This is a genomic window from Streptomyces sp. NPDC048600 (assembly GCF_055587025.1).
This window is the reverse complement of sequence record NZ_JBVJGZ010000003.1, coordinates 136,967-161,789: the sequence shown is the minus strand read 5'-3', so window position 1 is coordinate 161,789 and position 24,823 is coordinate 136,967. Positions and strand designations below refer to the sequence as shown.

The 24,823-nt window shown below is 68.5% G+C and carries 19 protein-coding genes and 2 pseudogenes; 9 read left to right on the top strand and 12 right to left on the bottom strand.

The features are described 5' to 3' along the window. Positions 1 to 58 precede the first annotated feature (58 nt). The gene (gene panB / locus ACZ6SQ_RS04960) at positions 59 to 934 is read right to left on the bottom strand and encodes a 3-methyl-2-oxobutanoate hydroxymethyltransferase (protein WP_469556797.1); all 876 of its coding nucleotides are present in this window, start codon (positions 932 to 934) and stop codon (positions 59 to 61) included. 331 nt (positions 935 to 1,265) lie between these two features. On the opposite strand from panB, the gene ACZ6SQ_RS04955 reads away from it, so the two are divergent. After that, positions 1,266 to 2,249, top strand: a complete 984-nt coding sequence (locus ACZ6SQ_RS04955) for an endonuclease/exonuclease/phosphatase family protein (protein WP_469556795.1) — start codon at positions 1,266 to 1,268, stop codon at positions 2,247 to 2,249. A gap of 163 nt (positions 2,250 to 2,412) precedes the next feature. Continuing rightward, a complete protein-coding gene (locus ACZ6SQ_RS04950; protein WP_469556793.1) occupies positions 2,413 to 3,633 on the top strand; it encodes an MFS transporter in 1,221 nt (406 codons plus the stop codon). Between the two features lie 78 nt (positions 3,634 to 3,711). Here ACZ6SQ_RS04950 and ACZ6SQ_RS04945 read toward each other — a convergent pair whose 3' ends face one another. From ACZ6SQ_RS04945 to ACZ6SQ_RS04935, 3 genes are all read right to left on the bottom strand, one after another. Continuing rightward, positions 3,712 to 5,466: an NAD+ synthase gene (locus ACZ6SQ_RS04945; RefSeq protein WP_469556792.1), complete on the bottom strand. Its 1,755-nt coding sequence runs from the start codon at positions 5,464 to 5,466 to the stop codon at positions 3,712 to 3,714. 586 nt (positions 5,467 to 6,052) lie between these two features. Continuing rightward, positions 6,053 to 6,679 carry a DUF305 domain-containing protein gene (locus ACZ6SQ_RS04940; RefSeq protein WP_469556790.1) on the bottom strand — a complete coding sequence of 209 codons (627 nt, stop codon included), beginning with the start codon at positions 6,677 to 6,679 and terminating at the stop codon, positions 6,053 to 6,055. Beyond that, the gene (locus ACZ6SQ_RS04935; protein ID WP_389328669.1) at positions 6,676 to 7,344 is read right to left on the bottom strand and encodes a DUF3105 domain-containing protein; all 669 of its coding nucleotides are present in this window, start codon (positions 7,342 to 7,344) and stop codon (positions 6,676 to 6,678) included. Before ACZ6SQ_RS04935 ends, ACZ6SQ_RS04940 begins: the two co-directional genes overlap by 4 nt. Before the next feature lie 327 nt (positions 7,345 to 7,671). Between ACZ6SQ_RS04935 and glnA the strand changes: the two genes are divergently transcribed. The 3 genes from glnA to ACZ6SQ_RS04920 all read left to right on the top strand — a co-directional run bounded on the left by glnA (position 7,672) and on the right by ACZ6SQ_RS04920 (position 10,963). Further along, positions 7,672 to 9,033, top strand: coding sequence for a type I glutamate--ammonia ligase (glnA, locus tag ACZ6SQ_RS04930; RefSeq protein ID WP_386387683.1), 1,362 nt, complete (start codon positions 7,672 to 7,674; stop codon positions 9,031 to 9,033). A 453-nt stretch (positions 9,034 to 9,486) separates the two neighbouring features. Further along, a complete protein-coding gene (locus ACZ6SQ_RS04925) occupies positions 9,487 to 10,293 on the top strand; it encodes a transposase family protein (RefSeq protein ID WP_469556787.1) in 807 nt (268 codons plus the stop codon). 61 nt (positions 10,294 to 10,354) lie between these two features. After that, positions 10,355 to 10,963 carry a hypothetical protein gene (locus ACZ6SQ_RS04920; RefSeq protein ID WP_469556786.1) on the top strand — a complete coding sequence of 203 codons (609 nt, stop codon included), beginning with the start codon at positions 10,355 to 10,357 and terminating at the stop codon, positions 10,961 to 10,963. A 183-nt stretch (positions 10,964 to 11,146) separates the two neighbouring features. Here the strand turns inward: ACZ6SQ_RS04920 and ACZ6SQ_RS04915 are convergent. Further along, positions 11,147 to 11,350, bottom strand: a pseudogene (locus tag ACZ6SQ_RS04915) (tyrosine-type recombinase/integrase); the annotation flags it as partial. A gap of 34 nt (positions 11,351 to 11,384) precedes the next feature. After that, positions 11,385 to 11,648, bottom strand: coding sequence for a DUF6284 family protein (locus ACZ6SQ_RS04910; RefSeq protein WP_469556784.1), 264 nt, complete (start codon positions 11,646 to 11,648; stop codon positions 11,385 to 11,387). A 426-nt stretch (positions 11,649 to 12,074) separates the two neighbouring features. Here ACZ6SQ_RS04910 and ACZ6SQ_RS04905 point away from each other — a divergent pair, with 426 nt between their 5' ends. After that, a complete protein-coding gene (locus tag ACZ6SQ_RS04905) occupies positions 12,075 to 12,869 on the top strand; it encodes a GntR family transcriptional regulator (RefSeq protein WP_469556782.1) in 795 nt (264 codons plus the stop codon). Further along, positions 12,866 to 13,531, top strand: coding sequence for a YdcF family protein (locus tag ACZ6SQ_RS04900; protein WP_469556780.1), 666 nt, complete (start codon positions 12,866 to 12,868; stop codon positions 13,529 to 13,531). The genes ACZ6SQ_RS04905 and ACZ6SQ_RS04900 overlap by 4 nt, the downstream gene beginning before the upstream one ends. Positions 13,532 to 14,163: 632 nt before the next feature. Here ACZ6SQ_RS04900 and ACZ6SQ_RS04895 read toward each other — a convergent pair. The 3 genes from ACZ6SQ_RS04895 to ACZ6SQ_RS04885 are packed head-to-tail and all read right to left on the bottom strand — an operon-like array spanning position 14,164 to position 17,297. Continuing rightward, on the bottom strand, positions 14,164 to 15,501 hold the full coding sequence (locus tag ACZ6SQ_RS04895) for a DNA methyltransferase (RefSeq protein ID WP_469556779.1): 1,338 nt from the start codon (positions 15,499 to 15,501) through the stop codon (positions 14,164 to 14,166). Positions 15,502 to 15,542: 41 nt separating this feature from the next. Then, positions 15,543 to 16,238 (bottom strand): hypothetical protein, encoded by a 696-nt coding sequence (locus tag ACZ6SQ_RS04890; protein ID WP_469556777.1) that lies wholly within the window; start codon positions 16,236 to 16,238, stop codon positions 15,543 to 15,545. A 12-nt stretch (positions 16,239 to 16,250) separates the two neighbouring features. Continuing rightward, positions 16,251 to 17,297 carry a DUF262 domain-containing protein gene (locus ACZ6SQ_RS04885; RefSeq protein WP_469556776.1) on the bottom strand — a complete coding sequence of 349 codons (1,047 nt, stop codon included), beginning with the start codon at positions 17,295 to 17,297 and terminating at the stop codon, positions 16,251 to 16,253. A 592-nt stretch (positions 17,298 to 17,889) separates the two neighbouring features. On the opposite strand from ACZ6SQ_RS04885, the pseudogene ACZ6SQ_RS04880 reads away from it, so the two are divergent. Continuing rightward, a pseudogene (locus tag ACZ6SQ_RS04880) lies at positions 17,890 to 17,976 on the top strand (glutamine synthetase); the annotation flags it as partial. Positions 17,977 to 18,132: 156 nt separating this feature from the next. On the opposite strand, the gene ACZ6SQ_RS04875 reads toward ACZ6SQ_RS04880, so the two are convergent. From ACZ6SQ_RS04875 to ACZ6SQ_RS04865, 3 genes are all read right to left on the bottom strand, one after another. Then, positions 18,133 to 20,295 carry an acyltransferase family protein gene (locus tag ACZ6SQ_RS04875; RefSeq protein ID WP_469556774.1) on the bottom strand — a complete coding sequence of 721 codons (2,163 nt, stop codon included), beginning with the start codon at positions 20,293 to 20,295 and terminating at the stop codon, positions 18,133 to 18,135. A gap of 395 nt (positions 20,296 to 20,690) precedes the next feature. Then, a complete protein-coding gene (locus tag ACZ6SQ_RS04870; protein WP_386384975.1) occupies positions 20,691 to 21,140 on the bottom strand; it encodes a VOC family protein in 450 nt (149 codons plus the stop codon). 31 nt (positions 21,141 to 21,171) lie between these two features. Then, complete coding sequence (locus tag ACZ6SQ_RS04865) at positions 21,172 to 21,684, bottom strand: pyridoxamine 5'-phosphate oxidase family protein (RefSeq protein WP_469556773.1); 513 nt, start codon at positions 21,682 to 21,684, stop codon at positions 21,172 to 21,174. A gap of 121 nt (positions 21,685 to 21,805) precedes the next feature. Here ACZ6SQ_RS04865 and ACZ6SQ_RS04860 point away from each other — a divergent pair, with 121 nt between their 5' ends. After that, positions 21,806 to 24,805 (top strand): bifunctional [glutamine synthetase] adenylyltransferase/[glutamine synthetase]-adenylyl-L-tyrosine phosphorylase, encoded by a 3,000-nt coding sequence (locus ACZ6SQ_RS04860; protein WP_469556772.1) that lies wholly within the window; start codon positions 21,806 to 21,808, stop codon positions 24,803 to 24,805. The last annotated feature ends 18 nt before the right edge of the window (positions 24,806 to 24,823 follow it).

Genomic DNA, 24,823 nt, shown 5'->3' with positions numbered 1-24,823 from the left:
CGGGCTGTCCGTGGTGCCGCGTTGGCTCAGCGCAGCGCTTCACAGCGCTTCACAGCGGTCAGTGGACGGAATGCGCCTCCGACGGGAACGCCCCACCGACGACATCCTCGGCGAACGCCTTCGCCGCGTCACCCATGACCGCCCGCAGATCGGCGTACTGCTTGACGAACTTCGGCACCCGCCCCCCGGTCAGCCCGAGCATGTCGGTCCACACCAGCACCTGCGCGTCCGTCCCGGCCCCCGCCCCGATCCCGACGGTCGGGATGTGCAGGGTGCGCGTCACATCGGCGGCCAGCTCGGCCGGCACCAGCTCCAGCACGACCGCGAACGCGCCCGCGTCCTGCACGGCCTTGGCGTCGCGCAGCAGTTTGTGGGCCGCCTCCTCGCCACGCCCCTGCACGCGGTAGCCCATGGCGTTGACGGACTGCGGGGTCAGACCGATGTGGGCCATCACCGGGATGCCGGACTCCACCAGCAGCCGGATCTGCTCGTAGGACCGCTCGCCGCCCTCCAGCTTCACGGCGCCGACCCCGGCCTCCTTCACCATCCGGGTCGCCGAGCGCAGTGCCTGCACGGGACCCTCCTGGTAGGACCCGAAGGGCAGGTCGCCGACGATCAGCGAGCGCGTGGTGCCGCGGACCACGGCCGCGGACAGCATGGTCATCTCGTCGAGGGTGACGGGCACGGTGGTGTCGTAGCCCAGATGACAGTTGCCCGCCGAGTCGCCGACCAGGATCACCGGGATCCCGGCCTCGTCGAACACGGACGCGGTCATCGCGTCGTAGGCGGTGAGCATGGGCCACTTCTCGCCCCGCTCCTTGGCGAGGGCGATGTCACGGACGGTGATGCGGCGGGTGCCCTTGCCCCCGTACAGCGCCTTGCTGCCGTCGGAGGGTGTCTGCTGCGCAGTCTGGGCAGCCGAAAGCTGCGTCATTGCAACGGCTCCTTACGTCATCTCGAGGCGCCCTGACGGCGTCCCCGGACCACGTCCATGGTGGCACTTCGCCCCACGGAGAGCCAGGGCGCTACGACGAGACACTGCGCACGCACCGCTCCCGCCGAATGTGCGCGTTTCGTTACAAGGGGAACTGGACCTGGAAGGAAGGCCGTCCTGCGGGACAGGAACGGAGCCGATCATCCCCTAGGGTCTTAGGCGCGGGGGACGACGGTGTGTGCACGGCGGGTAGCGAGGCGACGGTATGGCGCAACAGGCGTACGCAACGGAGACGGACAACGGCGGACCGAGGTCCGACCGTCCCGGCCCAATGCTCCGGCGCCTGGCCCACAGACTGATCGACAACTGGCGCGGCGACCCCCGCGTCTGGCGCCGGGGCATCGTCCTCGCCGTCCTCGCGCTGCTGCTCGCCCTGGTGATGCTGCTGCACGCGCAGATCCCGAACGCGGTCGGCAACCTGGGCAGTCTGAGCGAGACGTTCCTGCCCTGGTTCGGGCTGCTCGTCCCCGTGCTGCTGGTCCTGGCGTTCGTGCGCAGGTCGGCCACCGCGCTGATCGCGCTGCTGCTGCCGACGGTGGTCTGGCTGAACCTCTTCGGCGGGCTGCTCACCGACAAGCCCGCCACCGGCGGCGACCTGACCGTCGCCACGCACAACGTCAACGCCGGCAACGCCGACCCCGAGGGCACCGCCGGGAAGGTGGCCGCCTCCGGCGCGGACGTCGTCGCCCTGGAGGAGCTGACCGCGGCGGCGGTGCCGGTGTACGAGAAGGCGCTCGCGTCGACGTACAAGTACCACTCGGTGCAGGGCACGGTCGGACTGTGGAGCAAGTACCCGCTGAGCGGGGTCCGGCCGGTCGACATCAAGCTGGGCTGGACCCGGGCGATGCGGGCCGCGGTGTCCGCGCCCGGCGGACAGGCCGCGGTGTACGTCGCCCATCTGCCCTCGGTCCGGGTGAAGCTGGAGGCCGGGTTCACCGCCCGCCAGCGCGACAAGAGCGCCGACGCGCTCGGCGAGGCGATCGCCGGCGAGCCGCTGGAGCAGGTGGTCCTGCTCGGCGACCTCAACGGCACCATGAACGACCGCGCCCTCAACGCCGTCACCGCGCAGCTGCGCTCCACCCAGGGCGCGGCGGGCAGCGGCTTCGGCTTCAGCTGGCCCGCGTCCTTCCCGATGGCCCGCATCGACCAGATCCTGGTCCGTGACATCGAGCCGGTGAGCTCCTGGACCCTGCCGCAGACCGGCAGCGACCACCTTCCGCTGGCGGCCAGGCTCCGGCTCGCCTCCTCCGACTGACGTCCTGGTACCCACCCGGTACAGGACCTGGTACCCACCCGGTACAGGATCGGAATACTTGGCCTGAGAGACTTTGTTCCGTAGAGAAACATAAGGCGCTCGCGGCGCGCGGTCCCGCGGCGTCCCGACTCGACGGAACCGCTCCTGAAAGGCTCGGGCCCTCATGCCCCTCGCCCTGCTCGCCCTGGCCGTGGGCGCATTCGGCATCGGCACGACCGAATTCGTCATGATGGGCCTGCTGCCCGAAGTGGCCGCGGACCTGGACATCTCCATCCCCGCCGCCGGCCACCTGGTCTCGGCCTACGCCCTCGGCGTCGTCATCGGCGCCCCGCTGCTGGCGGCGCTGACGGCCCGGATGTCCCGCCGCACCGTCCTCGTCGCCCTGATGGTCCTGTTCGTGGCGGGCAACGCCCTGTCCGCCCTGGCCCCCGGCAACGACTCCCTGCTCGCCGCCCGCTTCCTCAGCGGTCTGCCGCACGGCGCCTTCTTCGGCGTCGGCGCGGTGGTCGCGACGAGCATGGTCGCCCCCGAGCGCCGGGCCCGCTCGGTCTCCCTGATGTTCCTCGGGCTCACGGTCGCCAACATCGTCGGTGTCCCCGCCGCCACGCTGATGGGCCAGCACCTGGGCTGGCGGGCGACGTTCCTGGGCGTGAGCGCGATCGGCCTGGCGGCCATCCTGTCCCTGATGCTGCTGATCCCGCACGACCGCTCCGCCGCCCCGGCGGCCGGGCTGCGCGGCGAACTGGGCGCGCTGCGTTCCCTGCCGGTCTGGCTGGCCCTCGGCACCACGGTCGCGGGCTTCGGCGCGCTCTTCGCGGCCTACAGCTACATCGCCCCCATGCTGACGGAGGCGGCCGGCTACGCCGACGCCAGCGTGACCCTGCTGCTGGCCCTGTTCGGCGTCGGCGCGACCGCGGGCAACCTGCTGGGCGGCCGGCTGGCCGACCACGCCATGCGTGCCACCCTCTTCGGCGGCCTGGCGTCGCTGGTGGCGGTGCTGGCGGCGTTCCCGCTGCTGATGCGCACGGAGTGGACGGCGGCCCTGGCCGTGGTCCTGCTGGGCACGGCCGCGTTCGTCACCGGCTCTCCGCTCCAGCTGATGGTCATGGAGAAGGCCTCCGCCGCCCCCTCGCTGGCGTCCTCCGCCAACCAGGCCGCCTTCAACCTCGCCAACGCGGGCGGCGCCTGGATCGGCGGCCTGGCCCTCGCCGCCGGCTTCGGGGTGACCTCCCCGGCCCTGGCGGGCGCCGCGCTGGCGGTGCTGGGCATCGGGGTGGCGGCCGTGGCCTACGCGGTGGACCGGCGCGAGGGCGCGGTCGCGGGCGGCCGGGGGCTGCTGGTGGCCGGCTCCGCGCGGCAGGAGCCGGAGCGGGTGGCGGGCTGAGGCCCCCGTCCACGGGAACGGCGACGCCGGGTGCCCCCGTGGCACCCGGCGTCGCCGTTCTCCCGCGTCACCCGGCCGTCAGACCGACTCCCGCCAGCCGTTGGTGATCGGCAGCCGGCGGTCCTTGCCGAAGCCCTTCGGGGAGATCTTCGTGCCCGGCGGGTACTGGCGGCGCTTGTACTCGGCCGTGTCGACCATGCGCAGCGTCTTCGTCACCAGCGCGGCGTCGAAGCCCGCGGCGACGATCTGGTCGGCGCCCTCGTCCCGGTCGACGTACCGCGCGAGGATCGCGTCGAGCACCGGGTAGTCGGGCAGCGAGTCCGTGTCGACCTGGCCGGGGCGCAGCTCGGCGCTCGGCGGCTTGGAGATGGAGTTCTCGGGGATCGGCGGGGTCTGGCCGCGCTCCGCCGCCGCCCGGTTGCGCCACTCGGCGAGACGGAAGATCGACGTCTTGTAGACGTCCTTGATGGGGCCGTACGCGCCCACCGAGTCGCCGTACAGCGTCGAGTACCCCACCGCCAGCTCGGACTTGTTGCCGGGCGCGAGGACGATGTGGCCCTCCTGGTTGGAGATCGCCATCAGCAGCGTGCCGCGCAGCCTGGACTGGAGGTTCTCCTCCGCGAGACCGGTGAGCCCGAGCGACCCCATGTAGGCGTCGAACATCGGCTCGATCGCTACGGTGCGGAAGTTGAGGCCGGTGCGCTCGGCGAGCTCGGCCGCGTCGCCCTTGGAGTGCTCGGAGGAGTACTTCGACGGCATCGAGACGCCGTACACGTTCTCCGGGCCGACCGCGTCGCAGGCGATGGCCGCGACCAGCGCCGAGTCGATACCGCCGGACAGACCGATCAGGACCGACCGGAAGCCGTTCTTCCTGACGTACGCCCGCAGGCCCACGACCAGCGCCGAGTAGACCTCCTCGTCGTCGTCGAGGCGCTCGGCGTACGCGCCGGTGTGCTCCGGCTCGTAGGCCGGGACCGGGTCCTCGGACAGCACCAGGCGGTCGATGCGCAGACCGTCGTCGACCATGCCCTCGGGGGCGTCGTCGGCGGCCGCGGGCAGGTCGAGGTCCAGCACCACGCATTCCTCGGAGAACTGCGGCGCCCGCGCGATCACCTCGCCGGAGCCGTCCACGACGATCGAGTCGCCGTCGAAGACCAGCTCGTCCTGGCCGCCGACCATGGCCAGATAGGCCGTGGTGCAGCCGGCCTCCTGGGCGCGCTTGCGCACCAGGTCCAGCCGGGTGTCGTCCTTGTCGCGCTCGTACGGCGAGGCGTTGATCGACAGCAGCAGCCCGGCCCCGGCGGAGCGGGCGGCGGGCACCCGGCCGCCGTCCTGCCACAGGTCCTCGCAGATCGCGAGCGCCACGTCGACGCCGCGCACCCGCAGCACCGGCATGGTGTCGCCGGGCACGAAGTAGCGGAACTCGTCGAAGACGCCGTAGTTCGGCAGGTGGTGCTTGGCGTAGTTCAGCACCACCTCGCCGCGGTGCAGCACCGCGGCGGCGTTCTGCGGGGCGCCCGCCGGCTGGCCGAACCGCGGCTGGGCCCGCTCGCTGCGGTCGAGGTACCCGACGACCACGGGCAGCTCCCCGAAGCCCTCCTCGGCGAGCCGCGCCGCGAGCGCCCCGAGGGCCGTGCGGGAGGCTTCGACGAAGGAGGAGCGCAGGGCCAGGTCCTCGACGGGATACCCGGTCAGCATCATCTCCGGGAACGCCACCAGGTGGGCTCCCTGCTCGGCGGAGTGCCGGGTCCAGCGGATGATCGTCTCGGTGTTCCCGGCGAGGTCACCGACGCGCGAGTCGATCTGATTCAGGGCGAGGCGAAGTTGAGGCACGCGCCCAGTGTAATCGTCAGACCGACGCGATGGGGTGGGTGAGGGGTGTGGTCCGGCCCACGGGCGCCTCCGGCGGCTGGGCGCTACGGCGGGGGTGTGGCCCACGGGGCCGGCGACGGGGCGGCCGGGGCCGGCCCTGTCCGGTCCGGGCGGCCGGGCGGCCCGCGTATGCGGGCAGGGGCGCGGCCTGACGGCCTGGGGCCCTTCTGATGGCCGTGCCCCTTGCGGGTGCATGCCGCGACCCGGCCCTGCCCGAGCGGGGTGCGCGGGGTCGGCCGTGGGGTGTCGCGGGTGCGGGCCGGTCGTGGCTGGTCGCGCAGTTCCCCGCGCCCCTTGGGGCGTTGGGCCTCGGGGTGGTTCTCGGGTGGTGGCCTGGCAGGCGGGGCGTCGTCGCGGGCTCGCGACGACGGCCGACCACCAGCCCACGAGGCGGGGCGGCGGCCCCCGGCCGACGCCTGGTGCGGTGCGGCCGGACCCTGGACGGGCGGGGGAGCCGCGGGTTCACGTGGCGGGGTGCGACCCCGTGCCCGCACGGGCGGAGCGCGGCCGGGAATCTGCACCCCGAGCCGGAGCCGGGCGGCAGGCCCTACGCCTCCGGCGTCGCGCCGCGTTCCTTCAGCATCCCCGTCATCAGGTCGATCTCCGACTGCTGGCCCTCGACCATGCCCTGCGCGAGCTGCTTCTCCACCTCGACCCCGCAGCGCTCCACACAGCCCTCGGCCATGTGGATGCCGCCGCGGTGGTGCTTGGTCATCAGCTGGAGGTAGTACACCTCGGCCTTGCGTCCGGAGAGCGTCTGGAGCTTCTCCATCTGCGCGTCCGTGGCCATGCCGGGCATCAGCGCACCCTCGCCCTCGGAGGGCATGTCGCCCATGCCCATCCAGGCCATCGGCGGCTTCGCCGACACCTTCGGCAGCTCCCACAGGTCCAGCCAGCCCAGCAGCATGCCGCGCTGGTTGGCCTGCGTCTGCGCGACGTCGTAGGCGAGGCGGCGCACCTCCTCGTCGTCGGTGCGGTCGCGCACGATGTACGACATCTCCACCGCCTGCTGGTGGTGGATCGCCATGTCCCGGGCGAACCCGGCGTCGGCGGAGTCCGCCGACGGCGTCCGGTCCGCGCCGTCGTCCTCGGTGACCGCGTACGTGAGCGCGCCGACCGCGACCAGGGCCGCTGCCGCGGCCCCGGCGATCCACCCGGCCTGCGCGCGCCTCACTCCGCCAGCCCGCCCTGGCAGGCGGCGCCCTTCTCGGGCGTCTGGTCACCCTGGACGTACTTCTCGAAGAACTTGTCCACGTTCGGGTCCTTCGCGCTCGTCACCGTGCGCTGGTGGCCCCACGCGGACAGCATGATCGGGTCCGTCTGCTTCTCGTCCGGGCTCATCAGGGTGTACGGCGTCTTCTTCACCTTGGCAGCGAGCGCGTCCACGTCCGCCTTGGCCGCCTTGGAGGTGTACGTCACCCAGACCGCGCCGTGCTCCAGCGAGTGCACGGCGTGCTCGTTCTTGAGCTCCTTGGCGTAGACGTCGCCGTTGCAGTTCATCCACACCTGGTTGTGGTCGCCGCCGACCGGGGGCTCGGCGGGGTACTTCACGTCGGTGCCGACGTGGTTGCGGGACAGCGTGCCCTTCCAGGTCTTCACCCCGTCCTCGCCGGTGACGAACTTCCCGGTGGTCTTCTTGCCGTCGCTCGCGGTGTCGTCCTTGTCGTCGCCCTGGGTCTGCACGAGGACGACGCAGCCTATGACGAGACCGGCGACGACCACGGCGCTGGCGGCGATCGTGAGGATCCTGCCGCGGCGCTCGCGGGCACGCTCGGCCCGGCGCATCTCCTCTATACGGGCCTTGCGCTCGGCGCTGTTCTTGTTCTTCGCGGAACCCATGGGGGAGCCCCTTCTGGGGAAAGGAGGACGGTCGGGTCGCCTGATCGTAATGGGATACGACAGTCTGTTCGTAGTGAGGGCTCCGGATCGACCGGTCCGGCGGACCGCGGAGCTGTGCGGTCACCCATTACGCCAGAGCCTCCCAGCAGGCAAGATGGGCTGCGGAGTGTCCATCCGGCGGCCTCCGGGCGTTCAGCAGGGAGTCGGCCGGACGATCAAGGCCCGCAACGCGCATGAAACGCTGTTGTGGTGGGATGCTCAGGTGCCCGACCGCCGCTCTTGGCGCGGGAGCAGGCGGCCTGACCAGCAAGGATGGGGAAGCGGAAGATGGACAAGCAGCAGGAGTTCGTGCTCCGGACGTTGGAGGAGCGCGACATCCGGTTCGTACGCCTGTGGTTCACGGACGTGCTGGGCTTCCTCAAGTCCGTCGCCGTGGCCCCGGCCGAGCTCGAGCAGGCCTTCGACGAGGGCATCGGCTTCGACGGCTCCGCGATCGAGGGCTTCGCCCGGGTCTACGAGTCCGACATGATCGCCAAGCCGGACCCGTCGACCTTCCAGGTGCTGCCGTGGCGCGCGGAGACCCCGGGCACGGCCCGGATGTTCTGCGACATCCTGATGCCCGACGGCTCCCCGTCCTTCGCGGACCCCCGCTACGTCCTCAAGCGCGCGCTGGCCCGCACCTCCGACCTGGGCTTCACCTTCTACACGCACCCGGAGATCGAGTTCTTCCTGCTGAAGGACCGCCCGCTGGACGGCTCCCGGCCCACCCCGGCCGACAACTCCGGCTACTTCGACCACACCCCGACCAACGTCGGCATGGACTTCCGCCGCCAGGCGATCACCATGCTGGAGTCGATGGGCATCTCGGTGGAGTTCTCCCACCACGAGGGCGCGCCGGGCCAGCAGGAGATCGACCTGCGCTACGCCGACGCGCTGTCCACGGCCGACAACATCATGACCTTCCGGCTGGTCATGAAGCAGGTCGCGCTGGAGCAGGGCGTGCACGCGACCTTCATGCCGAAGCCGTTCTCCGAGCACCCCGGCTCCGGGATGCACACCCACCTGTCCCTCTTCGAGGGCGACCGCAACGCGTTCTACGAGTCCGGTGCCGAGTACCAGCTCTCCAAGGTCGGCCGTTCCTTCATCGCGGGCCTGCTGCGGCACGCGGCGGAGATCTCCGCGGTGACCAACCAGTGGGTCAACTCCTACAAGCGCATCTGGGGCGGCTCGGAGCGCACCGCGGGCGCCGGCGGCGAGGCCCCCTCCTACATCTGCTGGGGCCACAACAACCGTTCCGCCCTGGTCCGGGTCCCCATGTACAAGCCGGGCAAGACGGGTTCCGCCCGCGTGGAGGTCCGCTCCCTGGACTCCGGCGCCAACCCCTACCTCGCCTACGCCGTCCTGCTGGCCGCCGGCCTCAAGGGCATCGAGGAGGGCTACGAGCTGCCCCCGGGCGCCGAGGACGACGTCTGGGCCCTCTCCAACGCCGAACGCCGCGCCCTGGGCATCGAGCCCCTCCCGCAGAACCTCGGCGAGGCCCTGACCCTCATGGAGGGCAGCGACCTCCTCGCCGAGACCCTCGGCGAGCACGTCTTCGACTTCTTCCTGCGCAACAAGAAGTCGGAGTGGGAGGAGTACCGCTCCGAGGTCACCGCGTTCGAGCTCCGCAAGAACCTGCCGGTGCTGTAGGCGCAGGTCAGAGCTACTTCGTGTTCGCGTCCGTCCAGGGGGCCGTCAGCCATCGACTGACGGCCCCCTGGCGTCTTACTGCCCCTGGGCCGTCTGTGGGCCGTCAGAGCGAAGGTCGACGCCCGTACTCGGGTTGGGCGTGCCCACCTTCTGAGTCCCGAGATGCGTCGGCTGGGCGTCTGGCCGACCCTGGGGGTATGGGCGTCGAGGTGCGAGTAGCCCGCTGAACTCCTCGAATCTCGGCGGCGGGTTGGACTCGCCCCGGACGACCTCGACCCGAGGCCCGCACTTGATCGAGTGGTGCGGCGGCCGGGCCGCGTGGCGCCCACGCGGTCCAGAGGAAGCGTGAACCGCCATGGATCAATCCTTACTGAGCCTCTTTCATCCTGTGCTGGAGGGTGAAATGGGCTGATCAGCGGGTGTGGTGACGAGGCAGGGCCCCTCGTCGTTGGCGTGGTGATTCCACTCATCACACCGGCGACCGAAGGGGCCCTGTTGGTTCCGTATCCTTCCATGCTCGACGTCCCGCATGAGCTCGTCGAGCATGTCGCCTGGCTGCTGCATGAGCATCGCCAGGTCCGCAACACCCGCTGGCGTAAGCTCGGCTGCTTCCAGCAGGCGCTGCTGACCCTCGTCCATCTACGCAAGGACGAGACGTTCTCGCAGCTCGGAGCGGGTTTCGGGATATCCCAGGCCACCGCCTGGCGGTACGTCGACGAGACCTTGGAGGTCCTGCCCGGCTGGGCGCCCGGCCTCCACGAAGCCCTCGCCGGCCTCGGTGAAGGCGACCACGTCATCGTTGACGGCACCCTGATCCCCATCGACCGGATCCGTGCGGACGAGCCGTACTACTCGATGAAGCACTGCAGGCACGGCATGAACGTGCAGGTCATCGCCCGCCCCGACGGCACACCACTGTGGTTCTCCCGCGCGACACCGGGCCGCACCCACGATCTGACCGCGGCCCGCTCCCACGGCATCGTCCAGGCGTGCCTGACCCGTCAGATCCTCGTCCTGGCCGACCGCGCCTACCAGGGCGCCGACGCCACCGTCCGCACCCCGTACTACCACCACCGCGAACAGCCTCCGCATTACCAGGAGTTCAATCGCGACCACGCACGGCTGAGAGCGCCCGGCGAACGCGCCTTCGCTCAACTCAAGTCCTGGCGACTGCTCCGGCGGGCCCGATGCTCCACCCGCCGTATCAGCACCATCATCCAGGCCGTCCACACGTTGCTGACCTGCAGCTATTCAGGATGAAAGAGGCTCACTGACGACCGTCGCGGCCAGCGACACGACGTCGATTGTCCTGGCGCTGTCCGTGCCCGTCGTCACTGGCATCGTCGGCGCAATCGGCCTGATGTTGAGGGACTGGCGAGAAAATCGAAACATCGATCATCGACGTACGCAGAAACTGGAACACGCTCAACTGAAGATTCAGGTACTTACAGCCTGGACGGACGCTTCCCGCAAGATCGGAGCTCCACCGCGTGCCGGGCGGCCCATTGAAGATCTTCTAGAGGAGTGCCTCGATGAGGTCGAGGCGGCCGCGCGGATGGAGATCGTGCAGCCGGAGGCCCCGTTCGTGAGGCGAATCTTCCTCTTCATTCACCTTAGGGGGAATCGGGCCAAGTCCTTCCGTGCCTTCTATCTCGTCACGCTTATAGCCGTCACCGTGCTGGGAGTGTGGGCTGTCCCCTGGCTGAGTGAGAAGCCCGAGACCGGTGAACTGGACATTCCGTCATTCATTGGGACGCTGATATTCTTCGCCGTTCTCGTTGTCATCTCTGGGGCCCTTCTCCGGCGAGCGGCTCTCGCTGCCGACGAGCGGGAAAGGCGAGGGCGTCTCTCGCGGTCGGCCTGGTCGTCTCGCCCTGCAGAAGCCGGGTGGCGGTTGCAGAGCGACGCCCCGCCACGCGGTGACGAATGAGGTTCGAAACGGCGCGTGGAGACGCGAGTCGGCATCCGGCCTCGGGGCGGAGAGCTGTGTGCGACGCCCTTCCTTATGGCCAGCCCATCAGACCGAAATGACCATCCTGCCCACAGTCCGCATCCGGCCCCAGAAGCAGCCGTCGGCCGCCGAGCGATGGCTGCTTCTGGCGAGTTCGAGGCGTCAGGTAGTGCCTGGCACCGAATCGACACCGTCGTAGAGGGCGTCCACGGCCTTCCGGGCCCGTGCGTCACTGCTCGGCATGAGGTGCGTGTAGACCCGGAGCGTGAAGCCTGGGTCGTTGTGCCCGAGATAGGTGCTCAGCGCCTTGACGTTCTCACCGGCGTCGAGCAGCACGGACGCGTAGAAGTGCCGGAGGGCATGCACGGCCAGGCCGTCCAGGGTGAGCGGGTCTCGGCACTCACGCGCCCACCCCCGTGACCACGGCCGACCGGCGGGCCAGCTCCAGCCGCGCGCCCAGCGCCCGGCGACGCGCCCGACGCAGCCGACGCGCGTCCAACTCCGACGGGGTGCGGTCGAGGGTGACGATGTAGGCGTCCATCACCTCGATGTCCGCGACGATGACCGGCATCTCGGCCTCGATCGCGTCCAGCTCGGCGTTCGTCGGCTCCATGAAGTCGGCGAACGCGGTAACAGCTTCCTGAACAGTGACGATGGGTTTCATTGGGTCGTGTTCCTCTCAGCGGTGGAACGGCCCGAACAGCACTCCTCGGAGTTGCCCCTCCGAGGGGTGCGCGCCGTTGTTGGAGAAAGCCGCGTGTCACACGCGGCGCGGCCGCTGAGCAGCGGCCGAAGTGCCCCGGACCGGACTCGAACCGATCGGGTTGCCGTACGAGGCAGCCGGTCTTCTCTGCCTTGTTTTCGACCCCTTCGGGCAGGCGGACCACGGGTTACCGGCAGTTCCCTGTGTGAAGTTCTCAAGGCGCTTGCGCTTCCTTCGAGCCCGTTCACGGAGCCCTCCGGGCGACATGAGAGCAGCCCAATAGAGATGCTCCGGGCTCGCTGTCCTAGGACTGCGAGCCGTTCAATAAGACCATGACGAACAGTCCCAGGACTGTGTTTCACTGGTCGATGTCGAGAGGAGTGCTGCATGGCGCCCAAGTGGCGGGAGCTTGCGGACCGACTGGCCGAACAGATCAGGAACGGCGAGTACGCGCCCAGTGCCCAGTTGCCGCAGATCAGGGACTTGGTGGAAGCGGGCGAAGGCTCGAAGTCCACGGTCCATGCGGCCTACAAGGCGTTGGAGGCCGAAGGGCTGGTCACGTCTTCGCGCGGACATGGCACGGTCGTCCGTGAGCGGGCACCGCTCAAGCGGCTCGGCATTGCGCGATACGACAAGGCCAAGTGGCGGGACGGCGATGAAGTGGCGTTCATCGCGGACCGCGTGGCGTCCGGGCGTACGTACAAGCGGAACGAACAGACCCAGACCGTCAGCCGTGTGCCGGCGTCGGCCGTCGTCGCTCAGGCGCACCGTCTGCCGGAAGGCGCGGAGGTCTACGCACGTGCGCGCGTGGTCAAGGAAGGCTCACAGCCGACGCACACGCTGACCAGCTACTACCGTCCTGAGCACGTGGAGGGGACGCGCATCGTCGATCCGACGCCGGGGCCCGCCGGCCGGGGTGGTGGCTTCCGTGTCCTGTATGACGCCGGGTACGAGATCGACCACATGCAGGAGACGCTGTTCGCGCGCATCCCCACAGCGGACGAAGTCCAGCTCCTCCAACTTGCGCCGGGCGAATGGGTGGTGGAGCTGCACCGGACGACCTACACGGCCGACGGCACCGTGGTGGAGTTCGCCATCGGCGTTCACGCGGCGACGCGCTTCGCCTGGACGTACGACTTCAAGGTCCCCGACTCAGCGAAAGCGGAGAGCGAGAGCAAGTGATCTCAGCAGAGGCATGGGCCGACGCTCAACGGCTCTGGGACTTCCAGCAGATGGGTCACGAGCTGCGCCCATGCTCTGTCGCGATCGGACTCGGCAGTCATGACCTCGGAGTCGCGGACACAACCGCTGATCTCTACCACCGGGGCATGATGCCGCTGATCGTCTTCACCGGGGCGACCAGCCGCACTACACGCGACCGCATGCCGCGAGGGGAGGCTGAGCACTACCGTGAGCGGGCGATGGAACTGGAGGTGCCGGCTGATGCCATCCTCGTTGAGCCGCGGGCCCGGAACACGGGAGAGAACATCCGCTTCTCTCGCGCACTGCTCGAAGAGCACCGGGCCGCTGTGTCGTCCGTCCTGCTGGTCAGCAAGCCGTACGAGGAACGACGGGCCTACGCGACCGCACGCAAACTGTGGCCCGAAGTCGAGTGGGTCAGCGCGTCCACACCTATGACCCTGGCTGACTACGTCGACTCGATCGGAGACGCACGCCTGGTCATCGACATGTTGGCCGGCGCGCAGCAGCGGCTCATGATCTACCCGCAGCAAGGATTCATGATCGAGCAGCGCGTACCCGATGACGTGGCAGCAGCGTACGAGCGCCTCCGTGACGCCGGGTTCACAAGTCGGCTTGTGGCGGATACCGCAGAGCGGAAGTGAGGACGCCACGGGAGCTCTGTGAGGCCTGCTGTGGCCGACCTGGAGCGTCGCGCATGCTAGCGGAGTGATAGACACAGGTCACGCGAGATGGATCCGCGGGAAACTGGCTGGCTCTGAGAACTGTCGTACTCCCAGCGCGGTAACTTTCTCTACTCCATCGAGGCTCGCTGCGCTCGCTCGTCCGGCGGCCTACAGCACTCATCGATCACGCCAACCCGACCGCCGCACAATCCGCCCAAGCGCATCAGCGGCCGCGTACGGCCCACATGCCACCGCCACCCCGATCCGGCCTCAGTAGGGGAAACCACAACCGCGGCAGGACCTCCGACCCGCTGATCCCGCACCAGGCCGCCGGCCAGACGGCAACTGCGGCCATGAGGGGGAGAACCCACTGGGGCTGGGGCGGTCAGCTCCGCGACTTTAGCCAGCCACTTTGGCGCGAGCCTCGAAGATCATGGCCCCAACGTCGTGCTTTAACGGGCAGGTCCACAGTCTGCCCGACTTGCCGGAAGCTTAAGGAGCCATGATCACTCGCGCCAAAGCAGCACCCGGCCAAAGTCGCTGCGCCGCCCTCGCGAACATCAAACGGCGGTGTACGGCTGCCCTTCGATGCTTTCAAATTAAAACATCAACTACAGCTCGAGGTCGATCACGCTCTCTGCGACTTCGCCCTTTGTGTACTCACGAGCGGATCTATTCAATGAAGTCAAAGAGCGCTTGACCGGGAAGCGTTCCATGCCATTCACTTTCCACCCTCGCAAACTCAAGGCTTCAGCACACATGTCGGCAAGTCGAACATGCAGGTCCTTATAATAGGAATCCTGCACAACAAGCGACATTTTAGCGCCATTTTTTGCCACGCGAGTCAACTCATCGAAGCCGACGCTCAAATCATTGAGATACTGCACAGCCTGCTTTAGATAGTATCCGCCGGAGGCTTTACTGGCATGGCTGGAAATTCCTTCCAAAAGGCTTACCGATAGCTTACCAAGCCGCCGCTCAGTCGACCGATCCGACTTCCGGATCAATGTCGTTCCCATGAGGGCAGAACGGAGATGCCTGTCGGAAAATGTGTCGGTTCCTAGGACGGCGAGCTCGCGGCTGTAAGCCACTCCATAATCAATGCGAGTCAAATATGGCGGAGAGGTGACAATCACGTCGACCGAATTTTCCGAAAGTGGTAGCGCCGATGAAGAGGACGTGAGCAATACCGCAGGACTACCCTGCAGCGGAAAACTGCGCAGCCGTTCGAGCAGGAACTCTTCCTCTGCCCTGATAGCCGTATCCACACTCTCCAGGGGCACGTCAATCAACTGCTCGGGAGTCTTAGCTGTCTTTACCCAAGTCGGGTTGCTTCCTTCGAAATTCTTAGTCATTTTCCGAAGAGCACGAAAAATTGACACATAGGTGAGAGCAGCCATCTCTGGCGGGCTCCCCTGCAACTGACTGGTCCAGTCGCGAAATCTCCCAACTACCAGAGGGGAAAGCCAACGGGAAAGCGGGTCCTGGTTCTCGTCGCCACTGCGATCTACCGCGCTGCGCTCAGGGGTTGGACAGGAGCGCGCTCGATCACCTACTTGGCAGCGAAGTTGAGCGATCAGGTTAGCGGCGGGGCTGAGATCCACACCGATCGCTGTATGCCCAGAATGCATCGCCGCCAGCGAAGTCGTTCCGCTGCCATTCCAAGGGTCAAGAACAACAGCGCTTTCAAGCTCTTTAGCATGCGCCTTGATGTGTTCACAGGCGAACGTGAAGGAGAAACCCGCATAATACGGAAGGATGTCCGCAAGTCCGGCAGTGTCTACAGATGGGCGCTTCGGGGAGATCACACGTCGAGCATCCAACCCCGCGAGCGACATGGGCAGGGCGTCTTGCCCACCCGCGCGGCTGGCGCCAGACTGCGAGCTCTTCACCTGCGGCTTCTCTCGTGAGGTTTCCTGGGAGGAAGCACGATCATAGCTGATAAGCACGACAGTTCCGCAGTGGGGGCCGGGACGGAGGAGCGTCGACCCTACGTCCCAGCAATCGCAGCAGACGCTTTCACTGCGGCTGCCCTCTCATCAATCCAGTACCACACCGCCAGATGGAAATGCTGCACCAAGTCAATAAGGCTCTTAACCATCTTGCGCAGGTCACTAGGACGTTTACTACGCCCTACTGTTACTGGATCCTCAAGCCAGTGGGCCACATCGTTTCGCTTGCCTCGGATTTCCTTGAGAAGCAGCGTGTCGTTTGGATCACATCGCCAATCACCAGTCAACCCGAGGAGCGTCCATAGCGCCGCGAAATGCTTTTCATTGATGGTGGAGCCGTCGGCAAGTTTGAAGACCTCACCAAAGTCAACGACGGGGCGGGCATCCGATTGATGAAATGACACGGCTTGAACTATGTTGGCCCTAGCGATAAGCGAGGCAACGGTATCGCTCCCGCACTGTCGAAAAACTGCTGAGTCGATCGCGGCGATCAACGATACAGGGAGGTGCCTCCGCTCCACCCCTTGGGCCACAACGTCGGACGCCAAAGCCGCTGGAAAGTCACGCATCAACTCCTCCAGCACGCCACCCATTACCACGTACGACAGCGCTCGGTTCATCGCGATGAAACCTTCGCGATCAAACCCTGCAGACGAGCCAGCCCTATCCATAGAGGCCAGTCTTCGTTCTTCCCGGTCAAGCTGCTCCACCGCCTTCTCGAAGACGGAATCCACGGCCCGCTTCATTCAGGAGAACAGTTCCTGGGAACGCAGGACACGACGCTTGAGCATTGGGCGACTATTTGTTCCGAGACGGCTTGCGTTGACAAGTTGCTCGTCCTGTTCCCAACCGGGGGATGGAGCCTTTGGCTCCTTACCTTCGCGGTAAATACGGCCGATTCCAACCAAAACAGCTTCAAACTGATTGAGGGGGGTCGTATGTACGCCGGGGCGCCGAAACGCGCCGCCTGTCACGGAGAGAAGGAATGAAACAGCACGCAGGAACAGTCGGCGGTCTTCCTCCAGATCTGTTTCTTCACCGCGCTTCTGCATGTAGTCATTAAGGAAGCCGGTCACCCTACCCGAAAATTCATCCATCCCGTCGAGGTAGGCAAAGAACTTGAGGACGATCTCCTCAGCGGTACCGTCGTTTAGGTTCCTTGAACCAAGCTTCAACAAGGAGCGATAGTCAGCCGTTTCGGCAAGTTCCTCGATGAGGTTATTGAACGGACCCCGATAGACGCACTGCCGCACCTCTTGTGCGGTCAGCTCAACAGCGCCGGCATTCAAACGTCGGAAAAGCTCGAAGCGGACTTCGTGATCAGATTTGTCGCTAAGAACCTGTACTCGCAAGTATCGCTTTCCCAACATCAAGCGAATCGGTACTGGCAAATCTTCATACGCAAGCTTGGAGAACCCTGACAGTTGCGTCATATCCCCTAGACGCAGCGGGTCGTTCGAGAAGCTGAGTGCCGGACTACCCGGAACGTCAATCGCAAAGAAGCGCAAAATGGTGCAAACGCGCTGAAGTCCGTCAACAACATCCCACGTGCCATCTTTGTTGGTCGCCACAAAGATGGCAGGAATTGGGAGACCGAGCAACAAAGATTCGATCAGGGCGGACTGAACGGGTTCTTTCCATCTAAACTGCCGTTGATAAGATGGAGCCACTTGGATCTCGTCGGTCTCCACCATGCGCACGATTTCGCGGATCGACAAGTCGAAGTAATCGGTGTCGACGGCGCGTCGATGACGGTCGAGTTCGGCTTGCAGATCTACGACATCGTTGGCCACTTCAGTCTCATCCCGTTAAAGAGCATGCACCTTGAGTGATCGTAGCAGCGCCGACACTGCCGCAGCAGCCCCTCGCACGATCAAGGTGTAAGCGGGTGATAATCACAGCGCATGGTCCGACTTTCCCGATACGCCCCTTTTGTACATACCGCTGCGGCGGTGCTCCTGGCTGGCGAGAGCCGACCTCTATTGTGGCTTCCGGCGAAGCTCGACTACCTGGCTCGTAGAGCAATGATCAACGCATCGTGGACCACATGTGGACAGGTCCCGGGCCTCGAAGCCTCTCCAAAGCACTGACCAGCGTCATTGCTCAGGATCCAAAGGCCCTCCGGAGCCGTTGCAGTACAGCAGGTAAGTGCAGCAACTCCGCCGGCCGGTGCCAACCGTCCGTGCTCCCACAGTCTCTCTAAACAGAGCGACAGACCTCAGCAGCCAACTCCGCTCGTAGTTCGGGACGAAGAGGTCGTCGGGCCGTCTGTGGGCCGTCAAAGGGGGGCCCATAGCGGCCAACGACGACCAGCAATGACTGCTTAGACCCTGGCTGTTGCTGCATGGACGTCTGCCAGTCGAGGTCGCTCTCACGCGGCGTCACTTCCTGCGCAACAAGAAGTCGGAGTGGGAGGAGTACCGCTCCGAGGTCACCGCGTTCGAGCTGCGCAAGAACCTGCCGGTGCTGTAGTCGCAGGCCGGGGCGGGTTCCCCACTCGCTGCCGCCCTGGGGGCCGTCAGTCGCCGACCGACGGCCCCCAGGCGTTCACCGTGCCCGGGCCGGCGCGGTGGGCGGGGACGACGAAGGGGGCCGACGGAATCCGTCGGCCCCCTTCGGTGTGTGCGGCTAGCGGTTCTTGTTCAGGTCGGCGCCGAACAGGCGCAGCAGTTCCTTCTCCACGACCGGGGTGAGCGCCTCGACGTAGGGGTCGGCGAGGTGGCCGTAGTCGCGGTAGACCATGGTGTTGCCGACGACGACGGGGCAGTTGCCCGAGGGGGCGCAGACCCAGTCGTAGGGGTTGAGGGTCGCGACCTTCTCCGCCTCGGCCGCCGCGAGGATCGCCTTGGTGACGGCGGGGTTGCGGTCGGCCTCGGAGCGGTCGTGGGCGCAGGCGGCGAGGTCGTCCGGGTTGGCCACCGCGCAGTCCACCGAGTTGTTCTTGGGCCAGGGGGTGTCCAGCAGCGTCAGCACACGGGTGCGGCCCTGCTGGAGCATCCGGTAGGTCTCGGCCTGGCCCTTGCCCCAGACCTCGGCGATGTCGCCCTCGCCCCACAGCTTCGCGGACTGGGAGCTGGAGGTGATGACCAGCTCGGGCTGCAGCTTGCGGATCTTGTCGATGGTGACCTGCCGCCAGGCGTCGCAGGTGGCGTAGGGGCCGTTGTTGTAGGCGATGGTGATCTGGGAGACCTTGCAGGCGTTCTTGGTGAACGAGTACAGCCGCCAGTGGTGCTTGCGGGCGAGCGCGTCGAACGCCGGGAACCACTGGGCGACGTGAGAGTCGCCGAAGAGGACCACACTGCGCTCGGCGGTCTTGTCGCCGTAGAGGCAGGGTTCCTTCTGCGTCTTGTCGTTCATGGTCAGTGCGCAGCCGTCGTTGTAGACGGCGGTCCGCTTGTACGCCACGTCCCGCATGCTCGGTTCGAGGTTGGAGGGGAGCTTGTCGATGCGCTCCTCCAGCAGCCGGTTCAGCGTGGCCTGCGGGTCGGAGGCCTGGGCGAGGGCCTCGCGGGTGTCCTGGCGGGCGGAACCCGAGGCGAGGCCCGGCGGGAACTGCGCGGCGACGACCGCGGCCAGCGCGGCGACGGCCGACAGGCCGAGGCCGAGGCCCAGACCCCGCATCGTGCGGGCCTTGAACGCGCGGTGGAAGCGCATCGGGTTCTCGACCAGGTGCAGGGTCAGCCAGGCCAGCGGGATGCCGCACAGCGCGGCGATCAGCCGCAGCGGGCCGTCGTGCTCACCGAACCCGAGGGCGGCCGGGACGATGAGGATCAGCGGCCAGTGCCACAGGTACCAGGCGTAGGAGATGCCGCCGATCCAGACGGCCGGGCGCAGCGAGAGCAGCGCGCCGGCGCCGTAGCGGCCGCCCGCCGCGCCGCAGGCCAGGACGGCGGCGGCGCCGACGACCGGGACGACGGCGTTGTAGCCGGGGAAGCGGGTGCTCTCGTCGAAGGCCACGGCGCCGTAGGCGATGGCCGCCAGGCCCGCCCAGCTCAGCACCGCCGCGATCGGCTGCGGGATCTCGTGCAGCCGGTGCGCCGCCAGGGCCAGCAGGGCGCCGACCGCCAGCTCCCAGATACGCCCCTGGGAGGCGAAGTAGGCCCAGGACGGGGACGTCGCGGTGAGGTCGAGGTTCACCGCGAAGGAGGCCGCGGCGAGCGCCAGCAGCGGGATCGCCAGCAGGGCCCGGCGCCGGAACAGCTTCAGCGCGACGATCAGCACGATCGGCCAGATCAGATAGAACTGCTCCTCGACCGCCAGCGACCAGAAGTGCTGGAACGGCGAGGGCGGCACGTCCGTGTTGAAGTAGTCGGTGCCCGCGTCGGCCAGCCGGAAGTTGACGACGTACCAGGCGGAGGCGATGGCGTCCTTGGCGTAGTCCGCGAAGCGCAGGGGGCCGAGGAACAGCCAGGAGCCCGCGAGCGTCGCCAGCACCACGAGGGTGGAGGCGGGCAGCAGACGCAGCGCGCGGCGGGCGTAGAACTTGCCGAGGGCGATCTTGCCGGAGCGCTGGTGCTCGCGGAGCATCAGCGAGGTGATCAGGAAGCCGGAGATGACGAAGAAGACGTCCACTCCGATGTAGCCGCCCGCGATCTGGGTCACCCCGGCGTGGGAGAGCGCCACGAGGGAGACGGCCACCGCGCGCAGGCCCTGGATGTCGAGCCGCATCCCCGCGTTGCCCGTCGGGGCGGCCCCCGGCCGGTCGCCGGTACCGCCCTCTCTCGCTTCCGGAATCGGCGGGGCTTCGTCGGCTGCGGACCGAGGCTGGCGCGCGATGCGGAGGACGGGCACCGTGTGGTTCTCCTTGCTCGTGGGCGTCGCCGAGACACGCGCTTGCGCTCACGCCCGCCCCGGCACGGTCCGGGGCTCGTCATCGGCGGGCAGTGCGTCACGGCCGGAACCGGCGAGAGGCCGACGCCGGTGATCGCCCCGGAGGCAGACGTACGAACCTACCGTCCGGCGGGTCCGCGGGTGAACGCATGGCAGTCACATGGCCATAACAAAGGGTGCTCCTGGGTTTGAATTCAGGTGAACTCGGACTATCGGAGGCCCGCGGAGTGTCGAAACTCACGCCGCTCTCAAGCCGAATGGAGCACTCCGCACGGCCCGGCCGCGACGCGGTCGCCGGAGGCGGTCCGACCGCCTCCGGCGACCGCGTCACGGCCGGACGAAGAACCGGGGACCGGCTACTCGCCCCGCTCGGCCCGCTCCGCCTGCTCGGCCAGCAGCTTGTGCAGCGGCTCCGTCAGCCGGCGCCGGTACTCCTGGATCGACCAGCCGTTGCCGTCCGGGTCCTTGAAGTACATGAAGGTGGCCCCGTCCTCCGGTGTCCACTGCTGGGGCTCGGTGACGTCCAGGCCCCGGCCGGTGAGCTCCTCGTGGGCGGCCTTGGCGTCGGTGACGACCAGCTGGAGACCGTGGTACGTGCCGGGCTCCGGCATGCCCGTGGGCACCTGGAGGCCGTCCACCAGGGCGATCGAACAGCCCGAGCCGGGCGGCGTGAGCTGGACGATCCGCACCCCCGGCATGACCTCGCCGTCCAGGTCGACATGGAAGCCGACCTTGTCCCGGTAGAACTCCTTCGCCCGGTCCACGTCGGTGACCGGAAGAAGGACGACTTCGAGGCTCATCTGCATGGCGTGACTCCCTTGTCGCGTCATCCGAAGGTCAGCCGAACCGCCACCGCGTCTGGCTGAACGGCTCACCCTTACCGAACCCGAAAACCGTGTCCGGCGCCACCGAGTAGACGACGGCGCGCCCGGCGCCGTGGTGGAAATGGCCCTCCCGGACCTCGAAGTGCCAGAAACTGCCGTACTTCGCCTCCCACGCCCCGGCCAGTTCGCGCAGACGTCCCTCGTCCGTCACCCGGACCGCCTCGCCCTCGACCACCACGTCGTAACCCCGGTCCCAGGTGTTGGTGCCGGTGGTCAGGACGACCCGGGGGTTCGCCGCCAGGTTGCGCGCCTTGCGTTCCTCCGGGCCCGTGCAGAAGTGCAGCGCTCCCCGCGACCAGACCGCGGGAAGCGGAGTGACGTGCGGCCGCCCGTCCGGCCGTACGGTCGAGATCCAGAACAGCTCGGCTGCGGCCAGCAGGCTCTCGGCCTCCGCCCAGTCGGTCGCGGTGGCCGCGGGATCGCTGTACCGGGCGTCCAGGCTGGTCCTCGGGGTCGTGTCGGGCATCGCCTCTCCTTTCGTGCGCCTTCCGGTGTGGACCCGTCTCACGGACGGAACTCATCGGCGCCCGTGAGGCGGACTGGGGCTAGTCTCGAACGGACGACCTTGATCGGACGGGAGGCGGGGCATGACGGCGCCGGGGCGCAGGAGCAGTACCTTCACCCGACTGCTGCGGCACGGCTTCACCGATCCGTCCGCCGCCGAGCGGCTGCTGGACAGCCCGGAGCTGACCGCCGTACGCAGTGACCCGGTGCTGCTGGAGGCCCTCGGCGGCACCGCCGACCCCGACCTCGCGCTGCAGGGCCTGGTCCGGCTGCTGGAGGCGCAGCCCGCGCCCACCGACCGCCGTGAGCTGGTGGACACGCTGATAGCGGCCAAGCCGCTGCGCGACCGCCTGCTGGGCGTGCTCGGCGCCTCCGCGGCCCTCGCCGACCACCTCGCCCGGCACCCAGGGGACTGGCGGGCGCTGGTCACCTACGAGCCGCGCGACCTGCACCCGGGCGTGGAGGAGTTCGAGCGCGGCCTCGCCGAGGCCGGCGACCCCGTCGCGCTGCGCGTCGCCTACCGGCGGTGTCTGCTGTCCATCGCGGCCCGAGACGTGTGCGGCACCACCGACCTCGCCCAGACCGCCGCCGAGCTCGCCGACCTCGCCACCGCCACCCTGCGCGCAGCCCTCGCCCAGGCCGGCGCGGCCGCGCCCGGCGACGCGGCGCAGTGCAGGCTCGCGGTGATCGCGATGGGCAAGTGCGGCGGCCACGAGCTGAACTACGTCTCCGACGTCGACGTCATCTTCGTCGCGGAGGCCGCCGAGGGCGCCGAGGAGGACAAGGCGCTGCGCGCGGCCGGCAAGCTGGCCTCGCACATGATGCGGATCTGCTCCGAGACCACCGTCGAGGGCTCCATCTGGCCGGTCGACGCCAACCTGCGCCCCGAGGGGCGCAACGGCCCCCTCGTGCGCACCCTCAGCAGCCACCTCGCCTACTACCAGCGCTGGGCCAAGACCTGGGAGTTCCAGGCCCTGCTCAAGGCCCGCCCGGTGGCCGGCGACCTGGAGCTGGGCGAGGAGTACGTGGCCGCCGTGTCGCCCCTGGTCTGGCAGGCGGCCGAGCGGGAGAACTTCGTCGCCGACGTGCAGAAGATGCGCCGCCGGGTGGTGGAGAACATCCCCGTCGCCGAGCTCGACCGCGAGCTCAAGCTCGGTCCCGGCGGACTCAGGGACGTCGAGTTCGCCGTGCAGCTGCTGCAGCTCGTGCACGGCCGCGCCGACGCCTCCCTGCGCAGCGGCACCACCCTCGACGCCCTCCAGGCCCTCGCCACCGGTGGCTACGTGGGCCGCGCCGACGCCGTGCAGCTCGACGAGGCCTACCGCTTCCTGCGCTCTCTGGAACACCGCATCCAGCTCTACCAGCTGCGCCGCACCCACCTCGTCCCCGAGGGCGAGGCCGACCAGCGGCGCCTCGGCCGCTCACTGGGCCTGCGCACCGAACCGGTCGTCGCGCTGAACCGCGAGTGGCGCCGCCACAGCGGTGTGGTGCGCCGGCTGCACGAGAAGCTGTTCTACCGCCCGCTGCTGGACGCCGTCGCCCAGCTCGCCCCCGGCGAGGCCCGGCTCAGCGCCGAGGCGGCCCGCGAGCGCCTCATCGCCCTCGGCTACGCCGACCCCGCGGCCGCCCTGCGCCACCTGGAGGCCCTCGCCTCCGGCGTCACCCGCAAGGCCGCCATCCAGCGCACCCTGCTGCCGGTGCTGCTCGGCTGGTTCGCCGACTCCGCCGACCCGGACGCGGGTCTGCTGAACTTCCGCAAGGTCTCCGACGCGCTGGGCAAGACGCCCTGGTACCTGCGGCTGCTGCGGGACGAGGGCGCCGCCGCGCAGAACCTCGCCCGGGTGCTGTCCGCCGGGCGGCTCGCCCCCGACCTGCTGATGCGCGCCCCGGAGGCGGTCGCGCTGCTCGGCGACGGGGACGGCGCGGGCCTCGCCCCGCGCACCCATGCCCATCTGGAGCAGGAGACCCTCGCCGCGGTGGGTCGCGCGGACGGCGCCGAGCACGGGGTCAGAGCCGCGCGCGGAGTGCGCCGCCGCGAGCTCTTCCGCACCTGCGCCGCCGACATCGTCAGCTCCTACGGCACCGAGGCCCAGCCCGCCGAGCCCGACCAGGGGGCGCTGGTGGACCGGGTCGGAGGAGCGGTCTCCGACCTCACCGCCGCCACCCTCGCGGGCACCCTGCGCGCGGTCGTCCGGGCCGGCTGGGGCGACACCCTGCCCACCCGCTTCACGATCATCGGCATGGGCCGCTTCGGCGGCCACGAGCTGGGCTACGGCTCCGACGCCGATGTCGTCTTCGTGCACGAGCCGCGCGAGGGCGTCCCCGAGCAGGAGGCGGCGAACGCGGCCAACAAGGTCGTCTCCGAGATGCGCCGTCTGCTCCAGATCCCCAGCGCCGACCCGCCCCTGCTGATCGACGCCGACCTGCGCCCCGAGGGCAAGTCGGGGCCGCTGGTGCGCACCCTGAAGTCGTACGAGGCGTACTACCGCCGCTGGTCCCTGGTCTGGGAGTCGCAGGCGCTGCTGCGGGCCGAGCCGGTGGCCGGGGACGAGGACCTCGGGCGGCGCTTCGTCGAGCTCATCGACCCCCTGCGCTACCCCTCCGGCGGCCTGGACGAGGACGCCGTACGGGAGATCCGGCGGCTGAAGGCGCGGATGGAGTCCGAGCGGATGCCGCGCGGCGCCGACCCCAAGCTGCACACCAAGCTGGGGCCCGGCGGCCTGTCCGACGTGGAGTGGACCGTGCAGCTGCTCCAGATGCGGCACGGGGCACGGCAGCCCGGGCTGCGGACCACCCGCACCCGTGAGGCGCTGGCCGCGGCACGGGAGGCGGGGCTGCTGTCCGAGGACGACGCGAGCACCCTGGACGAGGCGTGGGTGCTGGCCACGCGGGTGCGCAACGCCGTGATGCTGGTGCGCGGGCGGGCCGGGGACACCTTCCCCTCCGACGCGCGCGAGCTGGCCGCGGTGGGCCGCTACCTCGGGTACGGACCCGGGCACGTGGGGGACATGCTGGACGGCTACCGGCGGACCATGCGCTTGGCACGCACGGTGGTGGACGAGCTGTTCTACGCGGACCGGTAGGGCCCGTCGGGACGAGGT